Raw genomic sequence first — 25,966 nt, 5'->3', positions numbered from 1 at the left:
CTTATAATAATTCAAATACACCCGCAGCACCCATACCGCCGCCAATACACATTGTGACAATACCAAATTGCTCATTGCGACGACGCATTTCATGTAAAAGCGTCAACGTTAACTTCGCTCCTGTGCAACCGAGCGGATGACCGAGAGCAATCGCTCCTCCGTTCACGTTCACCTTTTCTTCATCTAATCCGAGTTCACGAATGACTTGAATCGCTTGCGATGCGAACGCTTCATTTAATTCAATTAAACCGATATCAGAAAGCTCAAGTCCCGCAAGCTCAAGTGCTTTTGGAATCGCTGCAATCGGACCGATGCCCATCACTTCTGGTGGAACACCTGCCACTGCAAACGAACGGAACTTACCAAGTGGTTGTAAACCGAGCGCTTTCGCTTTTTCGTGATCCATGACCATCACCGCAGCTGCTCCGTCACTCGTTTGTGAAGCGTTTCCAGCTGTTACTGTTCCGTTTACCGAAAACGCAGGACGCAACTTCGCAAGCGTCTCCATATTTGTGTCTGGGCGAACCCCTTCATCTTGACTGAACGTCACCTTTTTTTCTACTAATTTATTATTTTCAATATGACGGACAGTCACATCAACTGGTACAATTTCATCGACAAATTTTCCTTCTGCAATCGCTTTTGCTGCTCTTTGATGGCTACGAACCGCGAATGCATCTTGTTCTTCCCGCGTCACACCGTACTTCATCGCCACTTGCTCAGCCGTATGCCCCATCGACATGTAGTACTCTGGCGCACTTTCTGCGAGCTTCACGTTCGGACGTACGACATGCCCCATCATCGGCACCATGCTCATCGACTCCACGCCGCCAGCAATAATTGTATCCGCGTGTCCAAGCATAATTTTTTCAGCCGCATAAGCAATGGCTTGTAGTCCTGATGAACAATAACGGTTAATCGTGATCGCTGGCACCGTGTATGGCAAACCAGCAAGCGCACCAATGTTGCGCGCCATATTTAGTCCTTGTTCCGCTTCTGGCATGGCACATCCGATAATCAGATCATCAATATTTCCTTCGTAGTTCCCTGCTCGTTTCAACGTTTCTTTGACAACGATCGCCCCTAAATCATCTGGTCGGACGTTAGCTAACGTCCCTTTTTTCGCTTTGCCGACAGGCGTACGCGCTCCGGCAACGATGACCGCTTCTTTCACGTCAATCCCCCCTTAGTTTCTTAACGGTTTTCCTTTCACAAGCATATGTTGCATGCGCGCTTGTGTTTTCGGCTCGCCGACAAGGCTTAAAAATGCTTCCCGCTCTAAATCAAGCAAATATTGTTCGTCCACTTCTGTTCCGTACGGTACGCTTCCACCAGCAATGACGTAAGCAAGTTTTTTCGCGATTTTTAAATCATGCTCCGAAATGTAACCGGAATGATACATTCCTTGCGCACCGAGCAACAACGTCGCATAGCCTGTTTCTCCGACAACCGGAATTTTTTTACGCACCGGTGGCTTGTATCCGCTCTCATATAACGCTAACACCGCTTGTTTTGCGTCATGAATGAGATGGTCGCCATTGATTGAAATGCCATCTTGCCCGTTTAAGAAATTCAATTCACGCGCTTCCGCGGCAGACGTTGATACTTTCGCCATCGCAATTGTTTCAAACACTTTATTTGCAACTTTTTGTAGATCAAATTCCACACCGTTCGGCATGCCGCTCAAATGTTTAATATACAGCTCTTTATTTCCACCGCCACCAGGAATGAGACCAACGCCGACTTCGACAAGTCCCATATACGTTTCGGCCGATGCTTGAATGCGTGAAGCTGGCAAGCAAATTTCCGTTCCACCGCCAAGCGTCATCGCAAATGGGGCAACGACAACCGGTTTTGCGCTATATTTAATATTCATCATCGCTTGTTGGAATTGACGAACGACCATTTCGATTTCAAAATAGTTGTCATCTTGCGCTTCCATTAAAATCATCGCAAGGTTCGCACCGACGCAGAAATTTTTCCCTTGGTTTCCGATGACAAGTCCTTTATAGTTGCGGTCAACTTCTTCTAACGCATAGTTAATCATTTGAACAATATCAAAACCGATCGCATTGTTTGGTGAATGAAACTCAAGTAACGCCACATCGTCACCGAGGTCGATCAAGCTTGCACCACTATTTTTCTTAATCACCCCTTTTTGTTCTTTTAAGCGTTGAATATGGATGACTTTTTCGTTTTCTTCAACCGGTTTGTATTGCCCACGATCGTAGTACGATACTCGGCCATGTTCGTGTTTATAAAACGTTTCATGCCCGTTTTCCAACATCTGTTCTACCCATGATGGAACTTGGCGACCTTCCGCTTTCATTTTTTCAACAGACTGCTTCACACCGATCGCATCCCACGTTTCGAAAGGACCGAGCTCCCAGCCAAAACCCCATTTCATCGCACGGTCAATCGCTACGATGTCATCTGCGATTTCTCCAAGCAGCTCAGCCGAATATAATAACGTTGGACTTAAAATGTTCCAAAGCAATTGCCCTGCCCGATCGTTCGCATATACAAGCGCTTTCAATTTATTCGCTGTTCCTTTTGCTTGTTTGCTCATTTCAACAGACGGTGCCTTTAATTTCTTCGTCGGTTCATACTCAAGCGTTTCGTAATTTAATTCAAAAATGTCTTTTCCTTTCTTATAGAAAAATCCTTGACCAGATTTACTGCCGAGCCATCCTTTTTCAACCATTGTTTTCATAAAAGATGGAACAGTAAATACTTCTTTTTCTTCACCTTCTACTTTTTCAAACACATTGTTCGCCACATGAATAAACGTATCTAATCCAACGACATCAAGCGTGCGGAACGTGGCGCTTTTTGGGCGGCCAATTAAAGGACCTGTCACAGAATCGACTTCGCCTACGCTATAGCCACCTTTCATCATTTCGCGCACGGTTACAAGCAAGCCGTACGTTCCGATACGATTAGCAATAAAGTTTGGCGTATCTTTCGCAAGAACGACTCCTTTTCCGAGCACGTTCTCACCAAATTGTTTCATAAACGCAACAACGGATGGATCGGTATGTTTTGTCGGAATGACTTCTAGCAATTTTAAATAACGTGGCGGATTAAAGAAGTGCGTGCCTAAAAAGTGCTTTTTAAAATCATCCGAGCGTCCTTCCGCCATTGCTTCAATGGAAATGCCAGATGTGTTCGAGCTAACGATACTTCCTTGTTTTCTTACTTCATCCACTTTTTCAAACACACTTTTTTTCACATCAAGCCGCTCAACAACGACTTCAATAATCCAGTCACATTCTGCTAAGCGGCGAAAATCGTCTTCAAAGTTACCGACTTCAATAAGCGCTACATTTTCTTTCGACATGAGCGGAGCTGGCTTTTGTTTCAACAAACGTTCAACCGCTTGATTGACAATGCGATTGCGTACTTGTTTATGCTCAAGCGTCCACCCTTTCGCTTGTTCTTCCGCTGTCAACTCTTTCGGTACGATATCTAACAACAATGTCGGAATGCCGACGTTCGCTAAATGCGCCGCAATCCCCGATCCCATGACACCGGAACCGAGAACAGCTGCTTTTTTAATTCGCATTCTCCTTCCCCCTTATCCCAATTGAATGAATGGTCATTCATTTTTCCTTTATCTTAAATATAAATTATATTTTAAATTTTCGCAACAAATAAATGTAGCGAATTTTGTCAACGATTTAGGACATGATACGAGAGGAGGTGAATAACGATGAAAATGAAAAAACACCCATCGAAAGCAGGTGTAAGTGCTGCAAGCGTAAAAGGAAATGCAGGACCAACGGTAGAACGTGATGGTGGCGGAAAAAAGACGAGCCAAAATCAACAATATGGAAAAGAAAATATGGGGAATGAATAAAGGTGGGATGCGCCCACCTTTATTTCTTTAATATACCTTTTAACACAAATGCCACATTTGCTGGGCGTTCCGCTAAACGACGCATAAAGTAGCCATACCAATCGGTTCCGTATGGAACGTAGACGCGCATCGTATATCCTTCGCGCACTAATTGTTCTTGGCGCTCCGGGCGAATGCCGTATAACATTTGAAATTCAAATTGATCATTTGGAATGTTATGTTCTTTCACGAGCTGTTTCGTGTATTCGATAATCGCATCATCGTGTGTGGCAACAGCTGTGTAGTTGCCATTTAATAAATGCATTTTAATAATCTTTTTAAAGTTTTCATCTACATCTTTTTTATCTGGAAAAGCTACTTCTGGTGACTCTTTATACGCCCCTTTCACAAGGCGCAAGTTTGGATGATACGTATTTAAATCTTCAATATCTTTTTCTGTGCGATACAAATATGCTTGCAATACCGTTCCGACATTGTCATACTCTTTTTTCAACTGCTTAAAAATATCGATCGTTTTTTGGCAACGAGAATAGTCTTCCATATCAATTGTCACAAATACCCCGTGGGCTTTTGCTTCATCTAAAATGCGACGCATATTTTTCATCACAAGCTCATCGGAAATGTCCAATCCCATCGATGTCATTTTTAGCGATAGTTGTGAATTTAATTTATTTTCACCAATCGCACGAATCGCCTCAATCGAATGGTTCGCCATTTCATTTGCTTCTTGTTCATTATCAACAAATTCCCCTAAGTAGTCGATGGTGACCGCTAGTCCTTTACGATTGAGTTCTTTAATCACGTCTACTGCACGTTCAATCGTTTCCCCCGCTACAAAACGCGACGCCCCGAAACGAAGACCGTACCGCTTCGCCAATTTTGTTAACGTTTTGTTTTTTGACAAAAATAAGAAAAAGTCGCGCATCAATTGTTCCATTGTTGTTTACCCCCTTTGCAAGCGCATCCACCCGTATTGTAACACGTTTTCAATCACTTGAATATGTTTTTGTCGAATAGTCATATTTTTTGTCTACACACGTATAACTATACGGCACGTGGGCAATATACAGTCGAACATGATTTTACATGGAGGGATGATCATGCAACAACAAATGAATACACAACAACATGCGATGATGGCTCAACCACCTGAAATGATTTCAACAAAAGACGCCCTTTATTTGACAGATGCCTTATCATGGAATTTACTTGCGATGAAAAAAGCTCATTTTTTTGCTTCTCAATGCCAAGATCAAGAAATTAAACAGGTGATTGAGCGTGTCGGACAAATGCATCAACGCCATTATCAACAACTGTTACATCAATTACAGCCATCAGCACACATGCAATAAGGAGGACATGACGACATGAAAGTGCAAAATACTGAAACACAAATTCCGAAAACACCCCAAATGAACGATCGCGATTTTATTAATGATATGTTATCAACTGAAAAATATATGACGGATAGTTATTGTACATTTTTAAACGAAGCAAGCCATCAACATTTGTATGATGAAATTTTGCATATGTTCACCGAAACACAAAATTGCCAACGTGAATTGTACAACTTAATGTTTAAAAAAGGTTGGTATGCGCTTGAACAAGCAGATCAACAAAAATTACAACAATCATATCAACAATTTCAAGGATACGCGAGCCAATTCCCATACAACAATATGATGCAATAACAAAAGCCGGCTGCTTATGCAGTCGGTTTTTGTTATACGCCCAACCATTGGACAAATGCCCTGCATACATTATCAATGTAATGAAGAATGTATAGGGAGGGAATGCTCAATGTATGGTCGCAGACCGTTTTTTGGCTTTTTTGGTGCACCGTTTTTCGGGGGCTTTTTAGGTGGATTGCTTGGCAGTGCATTAACACCTTATCCGTTTTATCCACCACGCCCATATTACTACCCACCACGTCCATATCCGTTTTACCCATATGGTGGCGGATGGTACTATTAAACAAAGCTAAGGAGCACTAGCTCCCTAGCTTTTTTCTATGCTTGAAAAGAAAGGGCAACTTCATATGAAAACATTTGATTTCCAAGCACATAGTCAGGACGATCTTTTGCTTTTTGCTCATGGGCTTTACGAAATGCCTCACTTTGCGTCCAAGCCTCAAACGATTGTTTGTTCTCCCACGTAGTGCATACACGCACTTCATCATAATCTTCAAGCCCTTGTGTCACATGCAATTCTAAACGAATAAACCCAGGTGATTGTTCGATCCCTTTTCTTTCTTTAAATCGCTCAACAAGTTGTGAAGCATATCCTTTTTTTACACGAATCGCATTTGTAACAACGTACATGTATCATCTCTCCCTTTTATTTTTTTAAAACTGCGAAAGGATCAGCAGTTACTTTTTTCCCTGCATACTCAACTGCATATACAACAGACTGCTCTTCATCTTTTTCCGAGATCGTTGGAACTACAATCGTAGCTACTGTTCGGTCTTCACTTAGCGTAATCGTTGCCGGTTGGACAACTTGCTCCTCTCCTTTATTAATCGCGACCGTTATTTTCATATTTGCTGCGCTTAATGAAGAAACAGGAATATCAAAATATAACGTAAGCGCACCGTTCGTTGCTTCTACATAATCTAGCTCGGCCACAGGAGGTGTAATTAAATCGTTATAAACTTCAGATAAGTTGTGATATTCATTTGTCAAATCTGCCCGAAACGTATCCGATAGGTTTGATAATAATGCATTGACTGCATCAAGCACTTTTTTCGCTTCAGCGAACTTCCCATCTTCGAGGTATTCATTCGCTTTTAATAGTTGCTCATACACTTTCACATCATTTGCATATTTATCATAGAGCGCCTTACTTTTCGAAAATTCTCCTAAAAGTAGTTTTCGAACATTCGCTTCGGATACATTGTTATATACACGAAGTTGACGATTTTGCACGTATACTTGCAACTGTTTATGCGCTACTTGCAACGCATCCATATCTTCATCAACAATTGCTTGCTCCAAAGCTGTTCTCATCTTTTTAGATCCTTCAAATACAACAGAAGCATTCAAATACGGAATGACTCGTTTAGCCATATACGTTTTATACGCACCATCTAGGTCGCTAACATATTTCTTTTTCTCTTTCCCAGCAGACTTTTGAACAGCTTGTTTCGCTTGTACATATAACTGATGGGCCTTTTTATACTCAGCTAAAACGGTCGCATGTGGCGGGATGATCCCTGTTTTTTGAACATACGCTGTATACGTTGTATGGGCTTTTTTCATTTGCGCTTTCGCTTCATTGACGATGGTAGCCACATTCGTTTTTGCTTCTGAAATAATTGGTTGAAAAGAAAGAAGCAAACTGAACAAGATAAAACCGATGACCGTCATATTTATAAATTTTTTCGTACTCATTGCCCCTCAAGTCTCCCTTCCTCATTTTTATTAACAATTACATGCGTAAATCGTTCACCGTTTAAATCGACATCAAACGCTTGCCCAAAACCTACAACGTAACGTCCCTCCATCGGGGTAAGTTGAAAAAGCGAAAAATCAATACTTCGCAATAAACGAATCATCGGTTTGCCGTGAATGTCCTCAAACTTAGCAAAAATATGATCATTTCCGTTGTTGCCAATGTTCGTTCGTTTGCATGTAAATCGAACGCGCTCTCGTGCAAACAAGTTGGTTGATGTTGCTTCATCGGCAATCAACAATACCGAAACTCGCTCATTACGTTCAATATATTGAAAATGTTCAGCCGTTCGGCTAATCAAAATGTAAAAATGACTTTCGTCTATCACAAAGGGGGCATAACTAATAAACGGCTCACCACGTTCATCTATTGTACTGATCATCATTGTTTTACATTGTTTCACAAACTGCACATAGCGCTCTCTTTTTTTCTCTTCCAATGTTTTCTCACCTTTTCTACGTTAAACATGGAATGTGACACGTTTTTCGGATAGGAATGAAAAATGGTTTATCCCCTTCATAACGGATGTCGACATCAATACCGAATATATCTTGAAACATTTGTTTGCAAATCACACATTGTGTGCGATCATCATATTGAATCTTCCCGTCTTTCATTACAATCATTCGATCGCTGTATTGTGCCGCTTGATTAATGTCATGTAAAACCATAACGACTGTCATGCCTAATTGGTGATTCAACATTTGAATGAGTTCCATCACTTCTAATTGATGGGAAATATCTAAATATGTTGTCGGTTCATCAAGCAATAACACTTCAGGCCGTTGTGCCAACGCCATCGCAATCCATGCACGTTGACGCTCCCCACCAGACAAAGAGTGTAAAAATCGATATTCATACGATTGCAAATTTGTCATTTCTAATGCCCAACGAATCACTTTTTCATCTTCTTCGTTTAACGATTGAAACCAACCTTTATGAGGGTTTCTACCAAACTCAATAAGTTCTCGAACCGTCATATCTAATTGATGATTGTTCGTTTGGGGCAACATCGCCATTTTTTTAGCGATCGCCTTACGACTTAACGTATGAATTTCACTTCCGTCCAATAAAACGGTCCCACCAATTGGCTTTAACACATGCGAAAGGAGACGAAGGAGCGTCGATTTTCCTGAACCGTTTGGTCCGATCAGGCTGACAATTTCTCCTTTTTGAATGTCAATATGAACATCTTCAATACAAAAATGATCCGAATGTTGATATGTGATATGTTTAGCCGAAAGCACGCACATTCCCCCTTTTATGGAGAATATATAAGAAAAACGGTCCACCTAAAAACGAAAGCAATAACCCAACCGGCAATTCAATTGGATCAAACCAACTGCGCGCAATCGTATCAGCAAACACAAGAAACGCCCCGCCCCCTAGTGCTGATAACGGTAATACAAAACGATCATCGCTTCCAACAATAAGTCGAATCATGTGTGGAACGACAAGACCTATGAAACCAATTAATCCAGAAACACTGACCGCAATACCTGTTAAAAACGTACTAATGACAATTAAAAAGAAACGGGAACGTTCGACATGATGTCCTAACAGTTTCGCCATTTCATCTCCCAAATGGAGAATGCGAATGTGCCGAATAGCAAGAATCGACAAAATCAATCCTGGGATGCTATAAAGCGCTAACAACTTTGCCTGCTCCATCGTCGCCCCTGAAATGACGCCTGCCATCCAAGGAAGAACCGCTTGCACACGATCGCTATACAACAACATAATCGCACTCATCGTCGCACCAATAATGGCGTTAATGGCAACACCGACTAAAATAATTCTTGCAATGGATGAACCACCTTGCCATGCTAAAGCGTAAATAAGCATCGCTGTGACAAATCCTCCGATAAACGCTGCAAACGGCAACAAAATGATATATTGCGGCAGTACAATTGTAATAATGACCGCCATTAATGCCGCCCCTGACGATACACCGATAATGCCAGGGTCAGCAAGCGGATTTTTCATTACCCCTTGCATAATCGTTCCAGAAATAGCTAAACACATGCCTACAATTAAGCCAACGATCGTTCTAGGCAACCGTAAGTCCCATACGATCGTATAAAACATCGAATCTTTTTCTCCCGCAAGCCCTTCCCAAACTTCATGCAATTGCAACTTCACACTTCCTGTGATGATCGAATATAAACATACGAATACAATGGAGATGAGAAGAAAAACCAACGTCCATATTCTTCTTTGCGCATAAGGATGCTTTCTTTTCTGTATTTCACTAAGAGATGTTTCCATCATGTGATCCCTCATCTATTACTTTTTCATTTTCGCTCGCACTTTTAATAACTCTTTATTCATATGATCTAATGCGTTTGTGATTTTCACTCCAGGGCTCGCAGCAAACAGTTCACTTGGTAAAAAGATGACGTTTTTATTTTTCACCGCTTTCAAGTTACGCCATGAACTTGTTGACATTAACTTAATCATTGCTTTTTTTGTTTCAGCATGGTTCGCATGTGTAATGATGAAAATCACATCTGGATTGCTCGCGATAATGCGTTCCGTACTTAAATTAGCGTATCCGGGATAGTCTTTCAGTTGCGAAAAGCTTGCTGCAATATTTTCTCCACCAGCTTTCGCTAATACATCACCGGAAAATGATGTCGGTAAGGCGACAAGCGAACTAGCTCCTGAACCGAATAAAATAACCGCACGTACTTTCGTTTTCGTTTTATTATATTTTTTTACTTTGCTATCAATCTTTCCAACTAACACTTTCGCTTTCTGTGCTTTGTTAAACAATTTTCCTAGTAATGTTATGGACGATTTAATATCATTCACAGAACTCCCGGAAGTGATAACGACTTTCAATCCCAATGATTGCGCTTTTTGAATATGCCCTAAAAAAGATGTTCCTGCAATCACTACATCCGGCTGTAAACTAACGATTTTTTCGAAGTTTGGTTGATGAATGTTTCCTACTTGCGGAACAGATTGTAAACTTGCATCCACAGGTGTAGCAGAAGTCGGTCGCCCTACGACTTGTACACCGAGCGCTTGAAGCGTATGTAAATCCCCCGGACTTAATACAACAACACGTTGTGGTGTACGATCAAACGTCACTGTTCGCCCAGCTGAATCTTTAATGGTTAGCCCGCTCGATGCTTCAGCCGTCCCACCGTTGAAACCAAACAACCCGACAAGCAAACATAAAGACAGGACATAAGAAAATAATTTCCTCATTTCCCTTTCTCCTTTCTAATGATTATCATTATCATTTACGAATAATATGATAATCGATATTGATAATCTTTGTCAATTAGTTTTTCGCATATAAAAGTTATAAACGATAGAAACGTATCCAAAATAAAAAACGACCGCCAACGCAGTCGTTTTCCTCTTTACTAAGTATGGAGACGGTGGGAGTCGAACCCACGTCCAGAGATATCGCCACTTAAGCGTCTACGAGCGTAGTCGGTATATTTCGCTTTCGCCGCTTCTTCCGCCTACCGACAGGCATCCGAGCAGCTAGTCTGATTGATCTCTTCCCTCGTCCTCAGACGGCGGACTTAGGCGTAGCCCACTTGTTATGAACCCCTAGGCCGCCACATGGGCGATGGCGGTAGGAGCTAGCCGCATAAATTAAGCAGCTAAAGCGTAGTTTTCTTTGCCAGTTATCTTTAAGTGACGTTTTTACGAGGACGATCCCCTCGGCTCGCAGCTTAAGCTCGATCTACCCCTGTCGAATCCGTAACGTCCCCGTATAAGAGAAACGTACGAAGGAAGCTTAAGCTTTTATAACTGGCTGACATCATTTATTATAGCACATTCCCGCTCATTTGCAATTGTAACTTCTTGGATTATTTTTGACGTTCACGAAATGCACGTTCTACTTCACGTTGCGCTTCTTTCTTTTTCATATCTTCCCGTTTGTCGTATTTTTTCTTTCCTTTTCCGACCCCTAACAACAATTTCGCAAAGCCATCTTTCATGTATAGTTTTAACGGCACAAGCGTATAGCCTTGCTCTTTCGTATAACCGATAAGCTTATTAATTTCGCGACGGTGAAGCAATAATTTGCGCGTCCGCAACGGATCGTGATTGTAGCGATTGCCTTGTTCGTACGGACTAATATGCATATTATGCAAAAACACTTCGCCTTTTTCCACTTTTGCGAATGAATCTTTTAAATTCACTTTTCCAGCGCGAATCGATTTAATTTCCGTTCCTTGCAACACAAGTCCTGCTTCGTACGTTTCTTCGATAAAATAATCGTGATGCGCTTTTTTATTTTGAGCAATGAGCTTTCCTTCCCCTTTTGGCATTTGTTTCCCTCCCTTCAGACAACGAATATTTTAACAAAAATGATAAGAAAGGAAAAGCCTCTACTGACGAGGCTTTTCTTATCGTTTTTTCTTTTTCTTCTTTTTCATGTTTGGTATATCTTCATAAAACTTTTTCTTTTTCTTCGTTTTTTTCGTTGGCCATGGCTCTTCTTCTTTTTTCTTTCTCCGTTTTCCTTCAATGACAACAGGAGCTGCTTTTGGTTGTTTGTTTTTCCGACCTTTCATGCCGACAATTTCAAAGTCGACGATGCGCTCCTCTTTATTCACATGAATGACGCGCACCGTAATTTGATCGCCAATGCGATATACTTTCCCCGTTCGCTCACCAATCATCGCATAATGTTGCTCGTCGTAATGATAATAATCATCTGTTAAATAGCTGACGTGCACAAGTCCTTCGACTGTATTCGGCAGTTCGACAAACAAACCAAAATTCGTGACGGAACTAATAATGCCGTCAAACTCCATGCCGATTTTATCTTCCATAAACTCGGTTTTCTTCAAGTCATCTGTCTCACGCTCTGCTTCGACGGCACGGCGCTCCATATTCGACGTATGTTCCGCAATTTCCGGAAGCTTCTCCGCCCATTTTTGTTGCGTTTGCTCGTCGATTTGCCCATGAATTAAATATGTGCGAATAAGACGATGGACGATTAAGTCTGGGTAGCGACGAATCGGCGACGTAAAATGCGTATAAAATTCCGTTGATAGTCCGTAGTGCCCGAGGCTTTCGGCGTCGTAGCGCGCTTGCTTCATCGAGCGAAGCATAACGGTCGAAACGACCATTTCTTCCGGCTCGCCACGCACCGCTTCTAACACTTCTTGTAAGGCACGAGGATGAATTTGGTTTCCTGTTCCTTTGACAATATAGCCGAAATTCGTAATAAACTCTAAAAAGCGCTGCAATTTTTCAGGCTTCGGATCTTCATGCACACGGTAAATAAACGGCACGTTCATCCAATGGAAATGTTCAGCAATCGTTTCATTTGCCGCAAGCATAAATTCCTCGATTAATCGCTCCGCAACAGAACGCTCACGCAACACGACGTCATACGGCTTGCCGTTTTCATCGACGAGCACTTTCGCTTCTTTAAAGTCAAAATCAATGGCACCGCGTTTCATGCGCTTGTTTCGTAAAATATCGGCTAACTCTGCCATTAACTCAAACATCGGCACAAGCGGAGCGTACTTTTCTCGAAGCGCCTCGTCTTTATCAACGAGAATGCGGTTCACATCGGAATACGTCATTCTCTCTGTCGTGCGAATGACACTTTGGAAAATTTCATGTTGAACGACTTCGCCACGATCGTTAATTTCCATCTCGCACGATAACGTTAACCGATCGACTTTCGGATTTAATGAACAAATACCGTTTGACAGTCGATGCGGAATCATCGGAATGACGCGATCTACTAAATAAACGCTCGTTCCACGCTCGTATGCTTCACGGTCAATCGGTGATCCTTCGGTGACGTAATGGCTTACATCCGCAATATGAACGCCGAGTTTGTAGTTTCCGTTTTCTAATTTCGTCACCGTCACCGCATCGTCTAAGTCTTTTGCATCTTCCCCGTCGATCGTGACAATCATCTCATTGCGCAAGTCACGGCGATCTTTTATCTCCTCTTCAGAAATCGTATCAGGAATGCTGTTCGCATGTTCAAGGACGTCTTCAGGGAATTGAAGCGGCAATCCATGTTTATGAATAATGGATAAAATATCGACCCCAGGATCGTTTTTATGTCCTAAAATTTTAATAACTTCTCCTTCTGCGCTTATGCGTCCTTCCGGATACGTCGTGAGGCGGACGACAACTTTATGCCCCTCCACTGCGCCGTTTGCGGCATGTTTCGGAATAAAAATATCGTTCACAATCTTTTTATCGTCTGGAATGACAAAGCCGAAGTTTTTACTTTCTGTATACGTGCCGACAACTTCTGTAATGCCACGCTCAATAATGCGGACAATCGTTCCTTCTTGACGCGCCCCCGTTGCTTGTCCGTTTACACGCACGAGAACGGTATCACCGTGCATCGCATTTTTCAGCTCTGATGGTGGAATAAAAATATCGTCAAGCGTTGGATCTTCTGGAACGACAAACGCAAATCCTTTCGCATGACCTGTCACTTTCCCACGAATTAAGTTCATTTTTTCAGGTAGCCCGTAGCGATTGCTTCTTGTTCGAACGATCAACCCTTCTTCTTCTAACGCCACAAGTGTTTTAACAAGCTCTTTAAACTCCGCGGCGTCTGTAATATGAAACGCTTCTTCTAATTCTTGAACCGTAAGCGGTTTATACGCTTCATCACGCATAAATGCTAATAATTTTTCCTTCATTTACTTCCTCCTTTCGAGGATTACCAATCTAATGATTCTAAAAATGTATAAATGTCTTCGTGAAGCTGTTCTTTTTCTTTATCAAGCGTAATGACGTGTCCTGACTCCTCATACCATTTGATTTGTTTTACGGGAGATTCGACGCCGTTATAAATAATATTTGCACTATCTGGGTTAATCATGTCATCATGACGCGCTTGCACAACAAAAACAGGGGCATAAATATAATCAAGATGATCGCGCACATCGGCGATCAGTTGTTGTAGTGCTTTCAGCGTTTTCATCGGCGTTTTCGCAAACTCGGTCATTTCTTGCTCGATTTGCTCCTCGCTTTTTCCTTCCCGCTTTTTATATTCGCGGGCGTACGCTAAAACTCCTTCATACATCGTCTGCTCGCTTTTAATATACATCGGGGCGCACATCGGCACGATGCCCACGACAGGAACAGTATAGCCAAGTTTTAACGAAAACACACCGCCAAGTGACAATCCAACGACAGCGATTTTTTCATAGGTTTGTTTTAAATATTCATAAGCGTTCATCACATCTTGCCACCAATCTTCTGGACCGGTATGAACGAGCTCTTCTGGCGGCACACCATGTCCTTTGTAAATTGGGGCATGACACGTATATCCTTTCGCTTGTAAAAAACGACCGAGCATGCGCACGTCGGCAGAGTTTCCTGTAAATCCGTGCAATAACAATACTGCCCGTTCACCTGCTTCAAACGTAAACGGTTGTGGTGCAACTAGCTTCACAACAATTCCTCCCTTCTCCATGAAAAAAGCGATCCGCATCGCTGGACCGCTGTTACAGTTCAAAATAAGTGACAGCTACTGTTAATACGAAAAACAACACGGCAAGAACAACAGTCACACGGTGCAACACCGCATCAATCCCGCGTGCTTTCTGTTTACCGAACAATTGTTCAGCCCCGCCTGTAATCGCACCCGAAAGCCCCGCGCTTCGACCGGATTGCAATAAAACAACCGCAATCATTCCGATCGAAACAATAACAAGCAACGTAACAAGAAACGTATGCATACTTTACACCTCCAACGACGCACATCAATCACAATAGTTTTATTTTAACATAACAACATTCATTTGTACAACGAGCAACAAGGATGCCTACGTGAGGCATCCTTGTTTATACACTTACTTCTTCAAGTTGTAGAATGTTTTCATTCCTTCGTATACCGCTGTTTCGCCTAATTGGTCTTCAATGCGAAGCAATTGGTTGTATTTTTCCACGCGGTCATTTCTTCCTTTTTTATCCATAAATATAACAAAAGTAACTCCTGTGTCCAGCTTACATTTTATTTCTTATTTCACGCTCTAGTTCCTCAATCTCCAACTTCCATTTATCACGTGTACTGTACAGTACTTCACATATAAAACTTGAAAAAGAACTCTTATTTTTGGATATCTCCTGTTCTAATTTTATTAAATCTTGTTTTAGTCTTCTAACTGCTTCCTTTTTTTCTTCGATTGATAAGTATTCATAAATTTTTCTCATTTTTATCTCCCCATGTCATTTTGATGAAACATAAAAATTAAAGAACTAACCAAGTAATCGTTCTTGCAATAGCATCAGCGATAGGTAACGAATATGTACCAGGTACCCCTGCTACCATTAATAAAGAGTTTAACTTATTTTTAATTGTGATTTGAGCCAAATCACTCGCATCATCAACCCAATTTTCGAGATCATCTAGTGATTTCACTACTTTGTCTTTATTATTCTCAAAGTATTTTGCTGTGTCTTTATCAAGCCACTTGAGTATATAGTTTAAAACGTCTCCTCCTTTATCAGTGGCAATTTTAATAATTTTAATTGCTTGTTTAACTAGAAATCCTTTTATCCCATAAGAATGTACATCCTGTTGAGTAATTTGTGATTTTTGAGTAATTGGTATAGTTATTGAATACATATCGGAGGATTCTTCTTTTAGCAGAATAGTCGAGCGATTAGTCATTGCATTTACTGAATCGACATACATCATAAAAACAACTAAAAAACAAAAAAATCCAGTCAAAATCAAGCTACATATTTTCCTCCTCATTTTGACTATCTCACACCCCTAATACATTTTTTTACAAACCGATTATATTAGGGCTTATTTTTATTTGTCAATATGTTTTCTTCGACATACTTCTTTTAAATTTGACATAATAAACAAAAGGATGCCCACGTGAGGCATCCTTGTTTGCGTTTTTACTTCTTCAAGTTGTAGAACGTTTTTACTCCATCGTATACCGCTGTTTCGCCTAATTGGTCTTCAATGCGAAGCAATTGGTTGTATTTCGCCACGCGGTCTGTGCGTGAAGGGGCACCTGTTTTAATTTGACCCGCGTTTGTTGCGACCGCGATGTCAGCGATGGTGCTATCTTCTGTTTCACCAGAACGGTGAGAAATAACCGCTGTATAGCCTGCGCGTTTTGCCATTTCAATCGCTTCAAACGTTTCTGTTAACGTACCGATTTGGTTCACTTTAATTAAGATCGAGTTCCCTACACCTTGTTCAATACCTTGCGCTAATTTTTTCGTATTTGTTACGAATAAGTCGTCACCAACAAGTTGTACTTTTTTGCCAAGGCGCTCTGTTAATAACTTATGACCAGCCCAGTCGTTTTCATCTAAGCCGTCTTCGATCGAGATGATCGGATATTTGTTAACAAGCTCTTCATACCAAGCAACCATTTCTTCAGACGTTTTTACAACGCCTTCGCCTTCTAAATGGTATTTGCCTGTTTCTTTGTTGTAAAGTTCAGAAGAAGCAACGTCCATCGCAAGCATGACTTCTGTGCCTGGTTTGTATCCTGCTTTTTCGATCGCTTCAATAATTGTTTCAAGCGCTTCTTCATTTGATTTTAAGTTTGGTGCGAATCCACCTTCATCACCAACCGCTGTATTGTAACCTTTTGCTTTTAATACCGATTTTAAGCTATGGAAAATTTCCGCACCCATACGAAGCGCTTCACGGAAGTTTGGTGCGCCAACTGGCATAATCATAAATTCTTGAATGTCAACGTTGTTATCTGCATGCGCACCGCCATTTAAAATGTTCATCATTGGCACTGGCAACGTTTTTGCGTTAAATCCGCCTAAATATTGATATAAAGGAATACCTAAGTAATCGGCAGCTGCGCGCGCGACAGCCATCGATACGCCAAGGATGGCGTTCGCACCTAATTTTCCTTTATTTTCTGTACCATCTAAAGCGATTAATGCGCGGTCAATCGCTACTTGCTCTGTTACATCGTAGCTACCGATTAACGCTGGCGCGATCACTTCGTTTACGTTTTTCACCGCTTGTAATACACCTTTACCGAGGTAACGACCTTTGTCGCCATCGCGCAATTCAACAGCTTCGTATTCCCCTGTTGATGCTCCGCTTGGAACGAGGGCGCGTCCAAATGCACCAGATTCTGTGTATACTTCTACCTCTACTGTCGGATTGCCGCGAGAGTCTAATACTTCACGAGCATAAATGTCAATAATTGTTGGCATCGTTCATCTCTCCTTTAGTTTATTTTTGAATTAACGTTTTTCCTGTCATTTCTTTTGGTTGTTGTAAGCCGAGTAAATCGAGCATCGTTGGCGCCAAGTCGCCTAAAATACCGTCTTGGCGAAGCGTAATGCCTTTTTTCGTGACGATGACCGGCACCGGATTTGTCGTGTGCGCCGTATTTGGGCTGCCATCTGGATTTAATACTTCATCTGCATTTCCGTGGTCTGCCGTAATGATCGCAATACCGCCTTTAGCGATGATTGCATCAACAACTTTTCCTAAACATTCGTCGACCGCTTCAACTGCTTTAATTGTCGGTTCTAACATTCCAGAGTGGCCAACCATATCAGGATTTGCGTAGTTTAAAATGATCGCATCGAATTTGTCCGCTTCAATTTCTTTTAATAGCGCTTCTGTCACTTCGTATGCGCTCATTTCTGGTTTTAAGTCGTATGTTGCCACTTTTGGCGAGTCAATTAAAATGCGCTCTTCGCCAGGAAACTTTTCTTCACGACCGCCGCTCATGAAGAAAGTAACATGTGGATATTTTTCCGTTTCTGCAATACGCAATTGCTTTAACCCGTTTTGTGATAATACTTCACCGAGCGTATTATCAAGGTTCGTTGGCTTAAATGCCACGTACCCTTTTACTGTTTCACTAAAGTGTGTTAAGCATACGAAAAACAAGTTTTTCGGATGTTTCGGTCCGCGATCAAATGAACGAAAATCATCGTTCGTAAACGTATTTGAAATTTGAATCGCACGGTCAGGACGGAAGTTGTAGAAAATGACCGCATCGTTATCTTGAATCGTCGCGACTGGTGATCCATCTTCACGAACGATAACAGATGGCAAGACGAATTCGTCATAAATGCCATTTGCGTAAGAATCATCGATGCACGCAAGCGGATCACGGTATGATGGACCTTCGCCATACACCATCGCACGATACGCTTTTTCTACGCGCTCCCAACGTTTGTCGCGGTCCATGGAATAATAACGACCAGATAGCGTAGCAATTTCGCCAACGCCAATTTGTGCAATTTGTTCATTTAACTGTTGAATATACGTTTTCGCTGTTTGTGGACCGACGTCGCGTCCATCTAAAAAGCCGTGAATATACACATGTTTGACGCCTTCTTTTGCTGCTAGCTTCAAGAGAGCAAACAAATGATTAATATGGCTGTGCACGCCGCCGTCTGAAAGAAGTCCGAAAATGTGCAAATTCGTTCCATTCTTTTTCACATGATCCATCGCTGCTAAAAACGTTTCGTTGCGCTCAAATTCGCCTTCACGAATGGCGATGTTGACGCGCGTTAAGCTTTGGTACACAATGCGACCGGCCCCGATATTTAAATGGCCAACTTCCGAATTCCCCATTTGTCCTTCAGGAAGCCCAACCGCTTCACCGCACGCCGTTAACGTCGCATGTGGATATTCATTCCAATATCGATCAAAGTTTGGCTTTTTCGCTTGTGCAACCGCGTTACCAAACGTTTCTTCACGAAGAGCAAATCCGTCTAAAATAATTAATGCTACTGGTTTTTTGCTCATTTTCCTGCCTCCACGAGTTGTAAAAACGATTGTGGTTGTAAGCTTGCACCGCCAACGAGTGCACCGTCAATATGCTCTTCTGCTAAAAATGCACCGATATTTTCCGGTTTCACGCTACCACCGTATTGAATGCGCACCGCATCAGCAGCTTGTTGTGAAAATGCATTGGCAATCACTTGACGAATATAGCCGCATACGTTGTTTGCATCTTCCGCTGTAGACGATTTTCCTGTTCCAATCGCCCAAATTGGTTCATAAGCAATAACGACTTGTTTCACTTGCTCTTCTGTTAAACCAGCAAGTGCTTTTTCAACTTGTGCGCCGACCACTTCGTTTGTACGATTGCTTTCCCGTTCTTCTAACGTCTCACCGCAACAAACGATTGGTACAAGTCCATGTTTAAATGCCGCAAGCACTTTTTTATTTACTGTTTCATCTGTTTCTGCAAACATTTCACGGCGCTCTGAATGACCGATGATGACATACTCTACACCAATATGTTTTAATGCAACAGGGCTAATCTCCCCTGTAAATGCGCCTTGATCTTCAAAATGCATATTTTGCGCACCAATTTTTACATTCGTTCCTTTTGCCGCTTCTACTAAATGAGCTAAAAAGAGCGCTGGAGCACATACAACCGTATCGACTTGTTCGTTTGAAGGAACGGCATGCTTCACTTCTTCAATAAATTGAAGCGCTTCTTGTAGCGTTTTATGCATTTTCCAGTTTCCTGCAATAATCGGCTTTCGCATCGCTTTTAACCCCTTTCTTACTTATCGTTCAACGCGACGACACCTGGAAGTTGTTTTCCTTCCATAAATTCAAGCGACGCACCGCCACCTGTTGAAATGTGATCCATTTTGTCTGCAAGTCCAAATTTCTCAACTGCCGCTGCTGAATCGCCGCCACCGATGACCGTATATGTACCTTCTGCATCAGCAAGCGCTTGAGCAACTGCTTTTGTCCCTTCCGCAAACGCATCCATTTCGAATACGCCCATCGGGCCGTTCCAAATGACAAGTTTTGATTTTAAAATGACGTCGCGGTACAATTCACGTGTTTTCGGACCGATATCAAGTCCTTCCCAGTCGCTTGGAATTTCATCGATGTTCACTACTTTTTTGTTTGCATCGTTTGAGAAATCGTCCGCAACGACTGCGTCAACAGGCATATAGAAGTTCACGCCTTTTTCTTTCGCCTTTTCCATAAAAGATTTTGCAAGTTCGATTTTATCTTCCTCTAATAATGATTTTCCGATTTCGTGGCCAAGCGCTTTGACAAATGTGTAAGCTAACCCGCCACCAATAATTAAATTGTCAACTTTGTCTAATAAGTTTTCGATTACGCCGATTTTATCTTTTACTTTCGCACCACCGATAATTGCGGTGAACGGACGGTCTGGATTTGACAATGCTTTTCCTAATACTTCGATTTCTTTTTCCATTAAGAAGCCAGCCACAGCAGGTAAGTGGTGAGCGATCCCTTCCGTTGATGCATGTGCACGGTGAGCGGCACCAAACGCATCGTTAACATATACGTCAGCGAGTTCTGCAAATGCTTTCGCTAACTCTGGATCGTTTTTCTCTTCACCAGGATAGAAGCGAACATTTTCAAGCAATAACACATCGCCTTCATTCATTTGTGCAATCGCCGCTTTCACCGCATCGCCATACGCTTCATCCGTTTTTACGACGCGCTTGCCAAGCAGTTCGCTCAAACGTTCTGCCACAGCATTTAAACGCATTTCTTCAACAACTTTCCCTTTCGGACGGCCGAGATGGCTTGCTAAAATGACTTTTGCTCCTTGCTCCATCAAATATTGAATGGTTGGAAGCGCGGCGCGAATACGCGTATCGTCAGTAACGACACCGTTTTGCATTGGCACGTTAAAGTCGACGCGACAAAAGACACGTTTCCCTTTCACATCAATGTCACGAACTGTTTTTTTGTTCATGGAAAGGCCTCCTTATTCGTGTGGTACATAGAAAGGGAGTGGGGATGATCCCCGCTCCCCTTCTCGGTATTTCCAACTATTTATTATAAACCGTTTTGGGCAAACAATCCAAAAAATTATAAGCCTTTTGACGCAATGTATGCAGCAAGGTCAACAACGCGGTGAGAGTATCCTGTTTCGTTATCGTACCAAGAAAGAACTTTCACCATGCGACCTTCCATAACCATTGTTGAAAGTGCATCGATTGTTGAAGAAGCTGTTGAGCCGTTGTAGTCACGAGAAACAAGTGGCTCTTCGCTGTAAGCAAGAATACCTTTTAATTCACCTTCTGCCGCCGCTTTTAACGCTGCGTTTACTTCTTCAACTGTTACTTCTTTTTCTAGTTCAGCAACAAGGTCAACAACAGAAACGTTTGGTGTTGGTACGCGCATTGCCATACCGTTTAATTTTCCTTTTAATTCAGGCAATACAAGTGCTACGGCTTTCGCTGCACCTGTTGATGTTGGAATGATTGATTCCGCCGCTGCACGCGCACGACGCAAGTCTTTATGTGGTAAGTCAAGAATTTGTTGGTCGTTTGTATATGCGTGAACAGTTGTCATCATTCCGCGGATAATACCGAATTTTTCATGCAATACTTTTGCAAATGGCGCTAAGCAGTTTGTTGTACAAGATGCGTTTGAAATCACATGATGGTTTGCTGGGTCATATTTGTCTTGGTTTACGCCCATTACGATTGTAATGTCTTCATTTGTCGCTGGTGCAGAAATGATTACTTTTTTCGCACCTGCTTCTAAATGTTTCGCTGCATCTTCACGTTTTGTGAAGCGTCCTGTTGATTCAACAACGATGTCAACACCAAGATCGCCCCATCCTAAGTTTGCTGGGTCACGTTCTGCTTTTACGATAATTTCTTTTCCGTTTACAACGATGTTATTTCCGTTTACAGACACTTCTGCATCTAATGTGCCGTGAACAGAGTCATATTTTAAAAGATGTGCTAACGTTTTTGCATCTGTTAAGTCGTTTACTGCTACTACTTCAATTTCAGGATTTTTTAATGCTGCACGAAATACGTTGCGGCCGATACGACCAAAACCGTTAATACCAATTTTTACTACCATCGTTTTTGTCCTCCTTTGGAATTGTAAGGATATATTTTAGAGGGATGAATCATCCCGTACTAACTGTTTTGCTGCACCTTCATCTGTAATTAAGATGCACTGATTCGCCTGTTTTATATACGCTTGAATTGCTTTTGCTTTCGAAGCTCCTCCTGCAACCGCGATTACGCAAGGAACGTGGCGTACATCTTCAAGCTGAATGCCAACTGTATTTACTTTATGCACGACGTCTCCGTGCTGATTAAAGTAATACCCAAACGCTTCCGCCACCGCTTCGTTTTGTTCAATTTTTTTCATTTCTTCTGGCGGCGTTTTTCTTCGTTCCGCCATCGTTTTCGCATCGCCAATTCCGTGAATGACGATCGTTGATGATTTAATTAATTCTAGTACTTCTCGAATAGCAGGTTCTTCAATAATCGATTGATACGTTTCAGCACTTAGCTGGTCAGGAACATGTAACAAACGATAATTCCCCATCGCTTTTTCAGCCATGCGCGCACAAATCGTGTTCGCTTGGTTTGTTACATCTTCTCCAAGTCCACCGCGTGCTGGAACGAATAACACATCGCGATATTTTAGGTCGGGTGTCATCATTTCAGCAACAGCAGCAAGGGTTGTTCCACCCGTCACCGCAACAATGTCATTCCCTTTTAGCGAATGTTTTATTCGTGAGACACAAGCTCTTCCCATTTCTCTTTTCACCCAAGGAGACTGGTCGCTATCACCAGCAACGACAATGACGTCTTCGATAGGAAGCTTCTTTTTTATTTTTCTTTCTAATTCTTTCAGCCCTAATACTTCTCGCATCATATCTTCTAGCTGTATGAGCACATCATTTCCTTCAGCTGTAATGCTCATGCCTGCAGCTGTAATATCAAGTAAATGTTGCTCTTTTAAAAACTGCACTTCCGAACGTAAAACGCGCTCGCTAATGCCTAAGTTGAGCGACAACGTTCGTCGTCCGATCGGCTGCATTAACCGAATGTGCTGCAAAATTTCATATCGCTTTTGCATAATCACGAGAAGATCAGGCAACAATTTTCGTTGAACATCAATCCATTGTCGCATGCTCTTTTCTTCCTTCTTTACTCTCTTTTTCTTTTGTAGGACGTTTTAAGTCCCACCATGACGTATTGTGTCCCACTTTGTGTAAAAAATTCACCCCTGCTACAACTTCATTGTAACAGGAAGTGAAACATTGTTCAACTGCTTCATTTTTGTTGTAATCGCTTTCTTATGACATCTTTGTGAATGCGGCCATATGCAATCATCTCACCATCGACTTCAATGACCGGAATGATGAGATGATACTGCTCAAGCAATTGTTCGTCTTTGTAAATATCGACTTCTTCCCATTCCACTTGTAACTCTCGAAGAATCGCTTTCGCCTCATCACAAAGACAGCAATTTTCTTTCGAATATACGATCACTTTCATGTTTTTCCCCTCTTACGCATATTGCTTTCGTTTCGAAGCTGGCGGAATGTGAAGCTGTTCGCGATATTTTGCAACCGTCCGCCGTGCAACACAAATATTGTAACGTTGTTCAAGTAAATCAGCAATGTTTTGATCAGAAAGAGGTTTTTGGCTATTTTCTTGTTTAATCAGTTCAGCAATTAAACTTTTTACTTTTTCTTGCGACGCATCATCCACACCACTAGTGAAAAAGCGACGCATTTCAATTAACCCATGAGGCGTTTGCATATATTTATTTTTTACTGCGCGACTAACTGTCGATTCATGCATGTTTAATGAAGCAGCAACATCACGCATCGTGAGCGGTTTCATATGGAGTGAACCTTTTTCAAAATAATCGCGTTGCTTATCGATTAACTCGAGCGTAATTCTCTCCATCGTCGTCGCTCGTTGAGTTAAACACCGCTGAATCCACTGAAACTGCTGCCTTTTTTCTTCGATATATTTTCGAACATGCGGATCGTCCGTCTGTACTTTCCGTTCATACGCTTCATTCCATACAACCGTTGGAACGATTTCTTCATTCATCGTCACCGTCCATGTTCCGTTATCGTATGAAACGATGACATCCGGTACAATATACGTCATTTGCTCATCATTATATAAACTTCCTGGACGTGGATGAAGCGTGCGAATCAGTTCCCACACTCGTTGTAAATCGCTTAATTCCACACCTAGTTTCGCTTTTATTTCTTTCCACTTTTTATTAACAAACGGTTCAAAATACTCCGTGACAATGGTCTCCGCTAACTCATCCCTTTCTGGAAGACGAATGAGTTGTAAATATAAACAATGTGACAAATTTTCCGCTCCTACTCCCGCTGGATCAAGTGAACGTAACATATGCAGAGCATTTGACACAACCGTTTCTTCCAATTGAAGATGGCAAGCCGCCTCCGCAATCGTCGTATGCAAATAACCCCATTCATCAAGCGAAGCAATGAAATAATCGAGCGCTTTTTTATGCTCACGAGATAGGCGCATCCCAACAAGTTGGGCATGCAAGTGGGAAGCAAGCGAGCGATTAAAAGCGCTTACATTTTCAATATAATTCATCCGATCTGTTTGTTCACGCCGCCTATGAGTCGTCCGTTTTCGCTCTCGCAGCTCAATAAATGGATTTTCAAGCGCTTGTTCGTGTAAAAGCGATTGCAATTCTACCGTTGAATATTGCAACAATTCAATCGCTTGGACAAGCTCTTTTGTCAACGCAACTTTTAGCTCTTGCCTTTGCGTTAATTGCATCTCCATTCATGCCATCTCCCTTCATCCTCATTTTATCATCTCGATCAGAAAGAGACGATAAAAACTTGTTGGATGTTTTTTCTACTATGCATATGCATTGAAGGCATGTTATCATTCTTATAGAACAAGCGAGCAAGCCTCGCAAAATTTATCCATTCGTCCGGTGTGGCTCACCGGACTTTGTTTTTATGTCAAAAAACCCTGCTTGCCACGCAAGCAGGGTTTCATAACGCCCTCGGCAGGATTCGAACCCACGCTAAGAGAACCGGAATCTCTCGTGCTATCCACTACACTACGAGGGCATAAAGATAAATGCACTTACCATTATAGTGAAGAAGAAAAAAAAATGCAATAGCCATGACGTTTAAAATTTCGGAAAGCGGAAACGATGAAAGAAGGGATGATGAACCAAAAACACGAATACATATAAGCAAAAGGGATTTCATTTGACCTTTATTGACCTTTTTTGTATGATAAAAGTACATAAAAAAACGAATGATCGGAGGAGGAAGAGTATGAACTTAATTCCTACAGTTATTGAACAAACGAGCCGCGGGGAGCGCGCCTATGACATTTACTCCCGTTTATTAAAAGACCGCATCATTATTTTAGGAAGCCCAATTGACGATCATGTTGCCAACTCGATCGTTTCTCAGCTTTTATTTTTAGCAGCTGAAGATCCTGAGAAAGACATTTCTCTTTACATTAACAGCCCTGGTGGATCGATTACAGCGGGCATGGCGATTTACGATACGATGCAATTTATTAAGCCAGACGTATCGACCATTTGTATCGGTATGGCGGCTTCCATGGGTGCATTTTTACTTGCAGCAGGTGCCAAAGGAAAACGTTTCGCATTGCCAAATAGTGAAATTATGATTCACCAGCCGCTTGGTGGCGCACAAGGTCAAGCGACAGAAATCGAAATTGCGGCAAAACGCATTTTATTCTTACGTGATAAATTAAACCGCATTTTGTCTGAAAATACAGGACAACCGATCGAAGTCATTGAGCGCGACACAGACCGCGACAACTTTATGACAGCAGAAAAAGCAAAAGAGTACGGTTTAATTGACCGCGTATTAACACGCGTTGACGAAAAATAAAAAAGGCGGCATGCCCGCCTTTTTTTA

28 protein-coding genes, 1 tRNA gene, 1 other RNA gene and 1 pseudogene are annotated in these 25,966 nt (G+C 41.9%); 5 read left to right on the top strand and 26 right to left on the bottom strand.

Annotated features, from left to right (window positions below):
* Position 1: 1 nt before the first annotated feature.
* Both K1I43_RS09025 and K1I43_RS09020 read right to left on the bottom strand, forming a co-directional pair.
* Complete coding sequence (locus K1I43_RS09025) at positions 2-1,174, bottom strand: acetyl-CoA C-acetyltransferase (protein ID WP_009362275.1); 1,173 nt, start codon at positions 1,172-1,174, stop codon at positions 2-4.
* A gap of 12 nt (positions 1,175-1,186) precedes the next feature.
* The gene (locus K1I43_RS09020; protein WP_009362276.1) at positions 1,187-3,565 is read right to left on the bottom strand and encodes a 3-hydroxyacyl-CoA dehydrogenase/enoyl-CoA hydratase family protein; all 2,379 of its coding nucleotides are present in this window, start codon (positions 3,563-3,565) and stop codon (positions 1,187-1,189) included.
* Positions 3,566-3,712: 147 nt separating this feature from the next.
* Here K1I43_RS09020 and K1I43_RS09015 point away from each other — a divergent pair, with 147 nt between their 5' ends.
* Positions 3,713-3,859, top strand: a complete 147-nt coding sequence (locus tag K1I43_RS09015) for a YuzL family protein (protein WP_009362277.1) — start codon at positions 3,713-3,715, stop codon at positions 3,857-3,859.
* Positions 3,860-3,878: 19 nt separating this feature from the next.
* Here the strand turns inward: K1I43_RS09015 and K1I43_RS09010 are convergent, their stop codons facing one another.
* Positions 3,879-4,796: a proline dehydrogenase family protein gene (locus tag K1I43_RS09010; RefSeq protein ID WP_019417439.1), complete on the bottom strand. Its 918-nt coding sequence runs from the start codon at positions 4,794-4,796 to the stop codon at positions 3,879-3,881.
* Positions 4,797-4,959: 163 nt separating this feature from the next.
* Here K1I43_RS09010 and K1I43_RS09005 point away from each other — a divergent pair, with 163 nt between their 5' ends.
* The 3 genes from K1I43_RS09005 (at position 4,960) to K1I43_RS08995 (ending at position 5,833) form a co-directional block, all read left to right on the top strand.
* Positions 4,960-5,211, top strand: a complete 252-nt coding sequence (locus tag K1I43_RS09005; RefSeq protein WP_026011626.1) for a hypothetical protein — start codon at positions 4,960-4,962, stop codon at positions 5,209-5,211.
* A 15-nt stretch (positions 5,212-5,226) separates the two neighbouring features.
* Complete coding sequence (locus tag K1I43_RS09000; RefSeq protein ID WP_009362280.1) at positions 5,227-5,550, top strand: spore coat protein; 324 nt, start codon at positions 5,227-5,229, stop codon at positions 5,548-5,550.
* A 109-nt stretch (positions 5,551-5,659) separates the two neighbouring features.
* A complete protein-coding gene (locus tag K1I43_RS08995) occupies positions 5,660-5,833 on the top strand; it encodes a hypothetical protein (RefSeq protein ID WP_009362281.1) in 174 nt (57 codons plus the stop codon).
* Positions 5,834-5,868: 35 nt separating this feature from the next.
* Here the strand turns inward: K1I43_RS08995 and K1I43_RS08990 are convergent, their stop codons facing one another.
* The 23 genes and pseudogenes from K1I43_RS08990 to K1I43_RS08880 form a co-directional block, all read right to left on the bottom strand.
* Positions 5,869-6,180, bottom strand: coding sequence for an antibiotic biosynthesis monooxygenase (locus K1I43_RS08990; RefSeq protein WP_019417441.1), 312 nt, complete (start codon positions 6,178-6,180; stop codon positions 5,869-5,871).
* 16 nt (positions 6,181-6,196) lie between these two features.
* Positions 6,197-7,249, bottom strand: coding sequence for a hypothetical protein (locus K1I43_RS08985; protein ID WP_019417442.1), 1,053 nt, complete (start codon positions 7,247-7,249; stop codon positions 6,197-6,199).
* The gene (locus K1I43_RS08980; RefSeq protein ID WP_220382651.1) at positions 7,246-7,749 is read right to left on the bottom strand and encodes a HugZ family pyridoxamine 5'-phosphate oxidase; all 504 of its coding nucleotides are present in this window, start codon (positions 7,747-7,749) and stop codon (positions 7,246-7,248) included. Before K1I43_RS08980 ends, K1I43_RS08985 begins: the two co-directional genes overlap by 4 nt.
* 16 nt (positions 7,750-7,765) lie before the next feature.
* Positions 7,766-8,557: an ABC transporter ATP-binding protein gene (locus tag K1I43_RS08975; RefSeq protein WP_019417444.1), complete on the bottom strand. Its 792-nt coding sequence runs from the start codon at positions 8,555-8,557 to the stop codon at positions 7,766-7,768.
* Positions 8,544-9,578 (bottom strand): FecCD family ABC transporter permease, encoded by a 1,035-nt coding sequence (locus K1I43_RS08970; RefSeq protein WP_019417445.1) that lies wholly within the window; start codon positions 9,576-9,578, stop codon positions 8,544-8,546. The genes K1I43_RS08975 and K1I43_RS08970 overlap by 14 nt, the downstream gene beginning before the upstream one ends.
* Positions 9,579-9,596: 18 nt before the next feature.
* Positions 9,597-10,526, bottom strand: coding sequence for an ABC transporter substrate-binding protein (locus K1I43_RS08965; protein ID WP_019417446.1), 930 nt, complete (start codon positions 10,524-10,526; stop codon positions 9,597-9,599).
* Between the two features lie 165 nt (positions 10,527-10,691).
* Positions 10,692-11,044, bottom strand: a transfer-messenger RNA (tmRNA) gene (ssrA, locus tag K1I43_RS08960).
* 99 nt (positions 11,045-11,143) lie between these two features.
* A complete protein-coding gene (smpB, locus tag K1I43_RS08955) occupies positions 11,144-11,608 on the bottom strand; it encodes an SsrA-binding protein SmpB (protein WP_019417447.1) in 465 nt (154 codons plus the stop codon).
* 78 nt (positions 11,609-11,686) lie between these two features.
* Entirely contained in the window at positions 11,687-13,966 is a 2,280-nt protein-coding gene (gene rnr / locus K1I43_RS08950; RefSeq protein WP_019417448.1) for a ribonuclease R, read from the bottom strand.
* A 20-nt stretch (positions 13,967-13,986) separates the two neighbouring features.
* Positions 13,987-14,745, bottom strand: a complete 759-nt coding sequence (locus tag K1I43_RS08945) for an alpha/beta hydrolase (RefSeq protein ID WP_100215858.1) — start codon at positions 14,743-14,745, stop codon at positions 13,987-13,989.
* Between the two features lie 31 nt (positions 14,746-14,776).
* Entirely contained in the window at positions 14,777-15,010 is a 234-nt protein-coding gene (gene secG, locus K1I43_RS08940) for a preprotein translocase subunit SecG (protein WP_009362284.1), read from the bottom strand.
* Positions 15,011-15,124: 114 nt separating this feature from the next.
* Positions 15,125-15,232 (bottom strand): annotated as a pseudogene (locus K1I43_RS08935) (hypothetical protein); the annotation flags it as partial.
* 46 nt (positions 15,233-15,278) lie between these two features.
* Positions 15,279-15,485 carry a hypothetical protein gene (locus K1I43_RS08930; RefSeq protein WP_019417451.1) on the bottom strand — a complete coding sequence of 69 codons (207 nt, stop codon included), beginning with the start codon at positions 15,483-15,485 and terminating at the stop codon, positions 15,279-15,281.
* A gap of 37 nt (positions 15,486-15,522) precedes the next feature.
* A complete protein-coding gene (locus K1I43_RS08925; RefSeq protein ID WP_019417452.1) occupies positions 15,523-16,011 on the bottom strand; it encodes a hypothetical protein in 489 nt (162 codons plus the stop codon).
* A 173-nt stretch (positions 16,012-16,184) separates the two neighbouring features.
* Positions 16,185-17,480 (bottom strand): phosphopyruvate hydratase, encoded by a 1,296-nt coding sequence (gene eno, locus K1I43_RS08920; protein ID WP_009362285.1) that lies wholly within the window; start codon positions 17,478-17,480, stop codon positions 16,185-16,187.
* Between the two features lie 19 nt (positions 17,481-17,499).
* The gene (gene gpmI / locus K1I43_RS08915) at positions 17,500-19,035 is read right to left on the bottom strand and encodes a 2,3-bisphosphoglycerate-independent phosphoglycerate mutase (protein ID WP_009362286.1); all 1,536 of its coding nucleotides are present in this window, start codon (positions 19,033-19,035) and stop codon (positions 17,500-17,502) included.
* Positions 19,032-19,787, bottom strand: coding sequence for a triose-phosphate isomerase (tpiA, locus tag K1I43_RS08910; RefSeq protein ID WP_009362287.1), 756 nt, complete (start codon positions 19,785-19,787; stop codon positions 19,032-19,034). The genes gpmI and tpiA overlap by 4 nt, the downstream gene beginning before the upstream one ends.
* A 17-nt stretch (positions 19,788-19,804) precedes the next feature.
* Positions 19,805-20,989, bottom strand: coding sequence for a phosphoglycerate kinase (locus K1I43_RS08905; protein ID WP_019417453.1), 1,185 nt, complete (start codon positions 20,987-20,989; stop codon positions 19,805-19,807).
* Positions 20,990-21,105: 116 nt separating this feature from the next.
* Positions 21,106-22,113: a type I glyceraldehyde-3-phosphate dehydrogenase gene (gene gap / locus K1I43_RS08900; RefSeq protein WP_019417454.1), complete on the bottom strand. Its 1,008-nt coding sequence runs from the start codon at positions 22,111-22,113 to the stop codon at positions 21,106-21,108.
* A 36-nt stretch (positions 22,114-22,149) separates the two neighbouring features.
* Entirely contained in the window at positions 22,150-23,181 is a 1,032-nt protein-coding gene (locus tag K1I43_RS08895; protein WP_019417455.1) for a sugar-binding transcriptional regulator, read from the bottom strand.
* 143 nt (positions 23,182-23,324) lie between these two features.
* A complete protein-coding gene (locus K1I43_RS08890) occupies positions 23,325-23,549 on the bottom strand; it encodes a glutaredoxin family protein (RefSeq protein WP_009362291.1) in 225 nt (74 codons plus the stop codon).
* 12 nt (positions 23,550-23,561) lie between these two features.
* Entirely contained in the window at positions 23,562-24,839 is a 1,278-nt protein-coding gene (gene rpoN / locus K1I43_RS08885; protein ID WP_220382650.1) for an RNA polymerase factor sigma-54, read from the bottom strand.
* 224 nt (positions 24,840-25,063) lie between these two features.
* Positions 25,064-25,135 (bottom strand) — tRNA-Arg (locus K1I43_RS08880).
* 168 nt (positions 25,136-25,303) lie between these two features.
* Here K1I43_RS08880 and clpP point away from each other — a divergent pair.
* A complete protein-coding gene (clpP, locus tag K1I43_RS08875; protein ID WP_075039260.1) occupies positions 25,304-25,939 on the top strand; it encodes an ATP-dependent Clp endopeptidase proteolytic subunit ClpP in 636 nt (211 codons plus the stop codon).
* Positions 25,940-25,966: the final 27 nt, after the last annotated feature.

This window comes from Anoxybacillus sp. ST70, from assembly GCF_019553625.1.
Classification (GTDB): domain Bacteria; phylum Bacillota; class Bacilli; order Bacillales; family Anoxybacillaceae; genus Anoxybacillus; species Anoxybacillus gonensis.
Note: the sequence above shows the minus strand (reverse complement) of the source record. Positions and strands in the feature narration are given on the sequence as shown.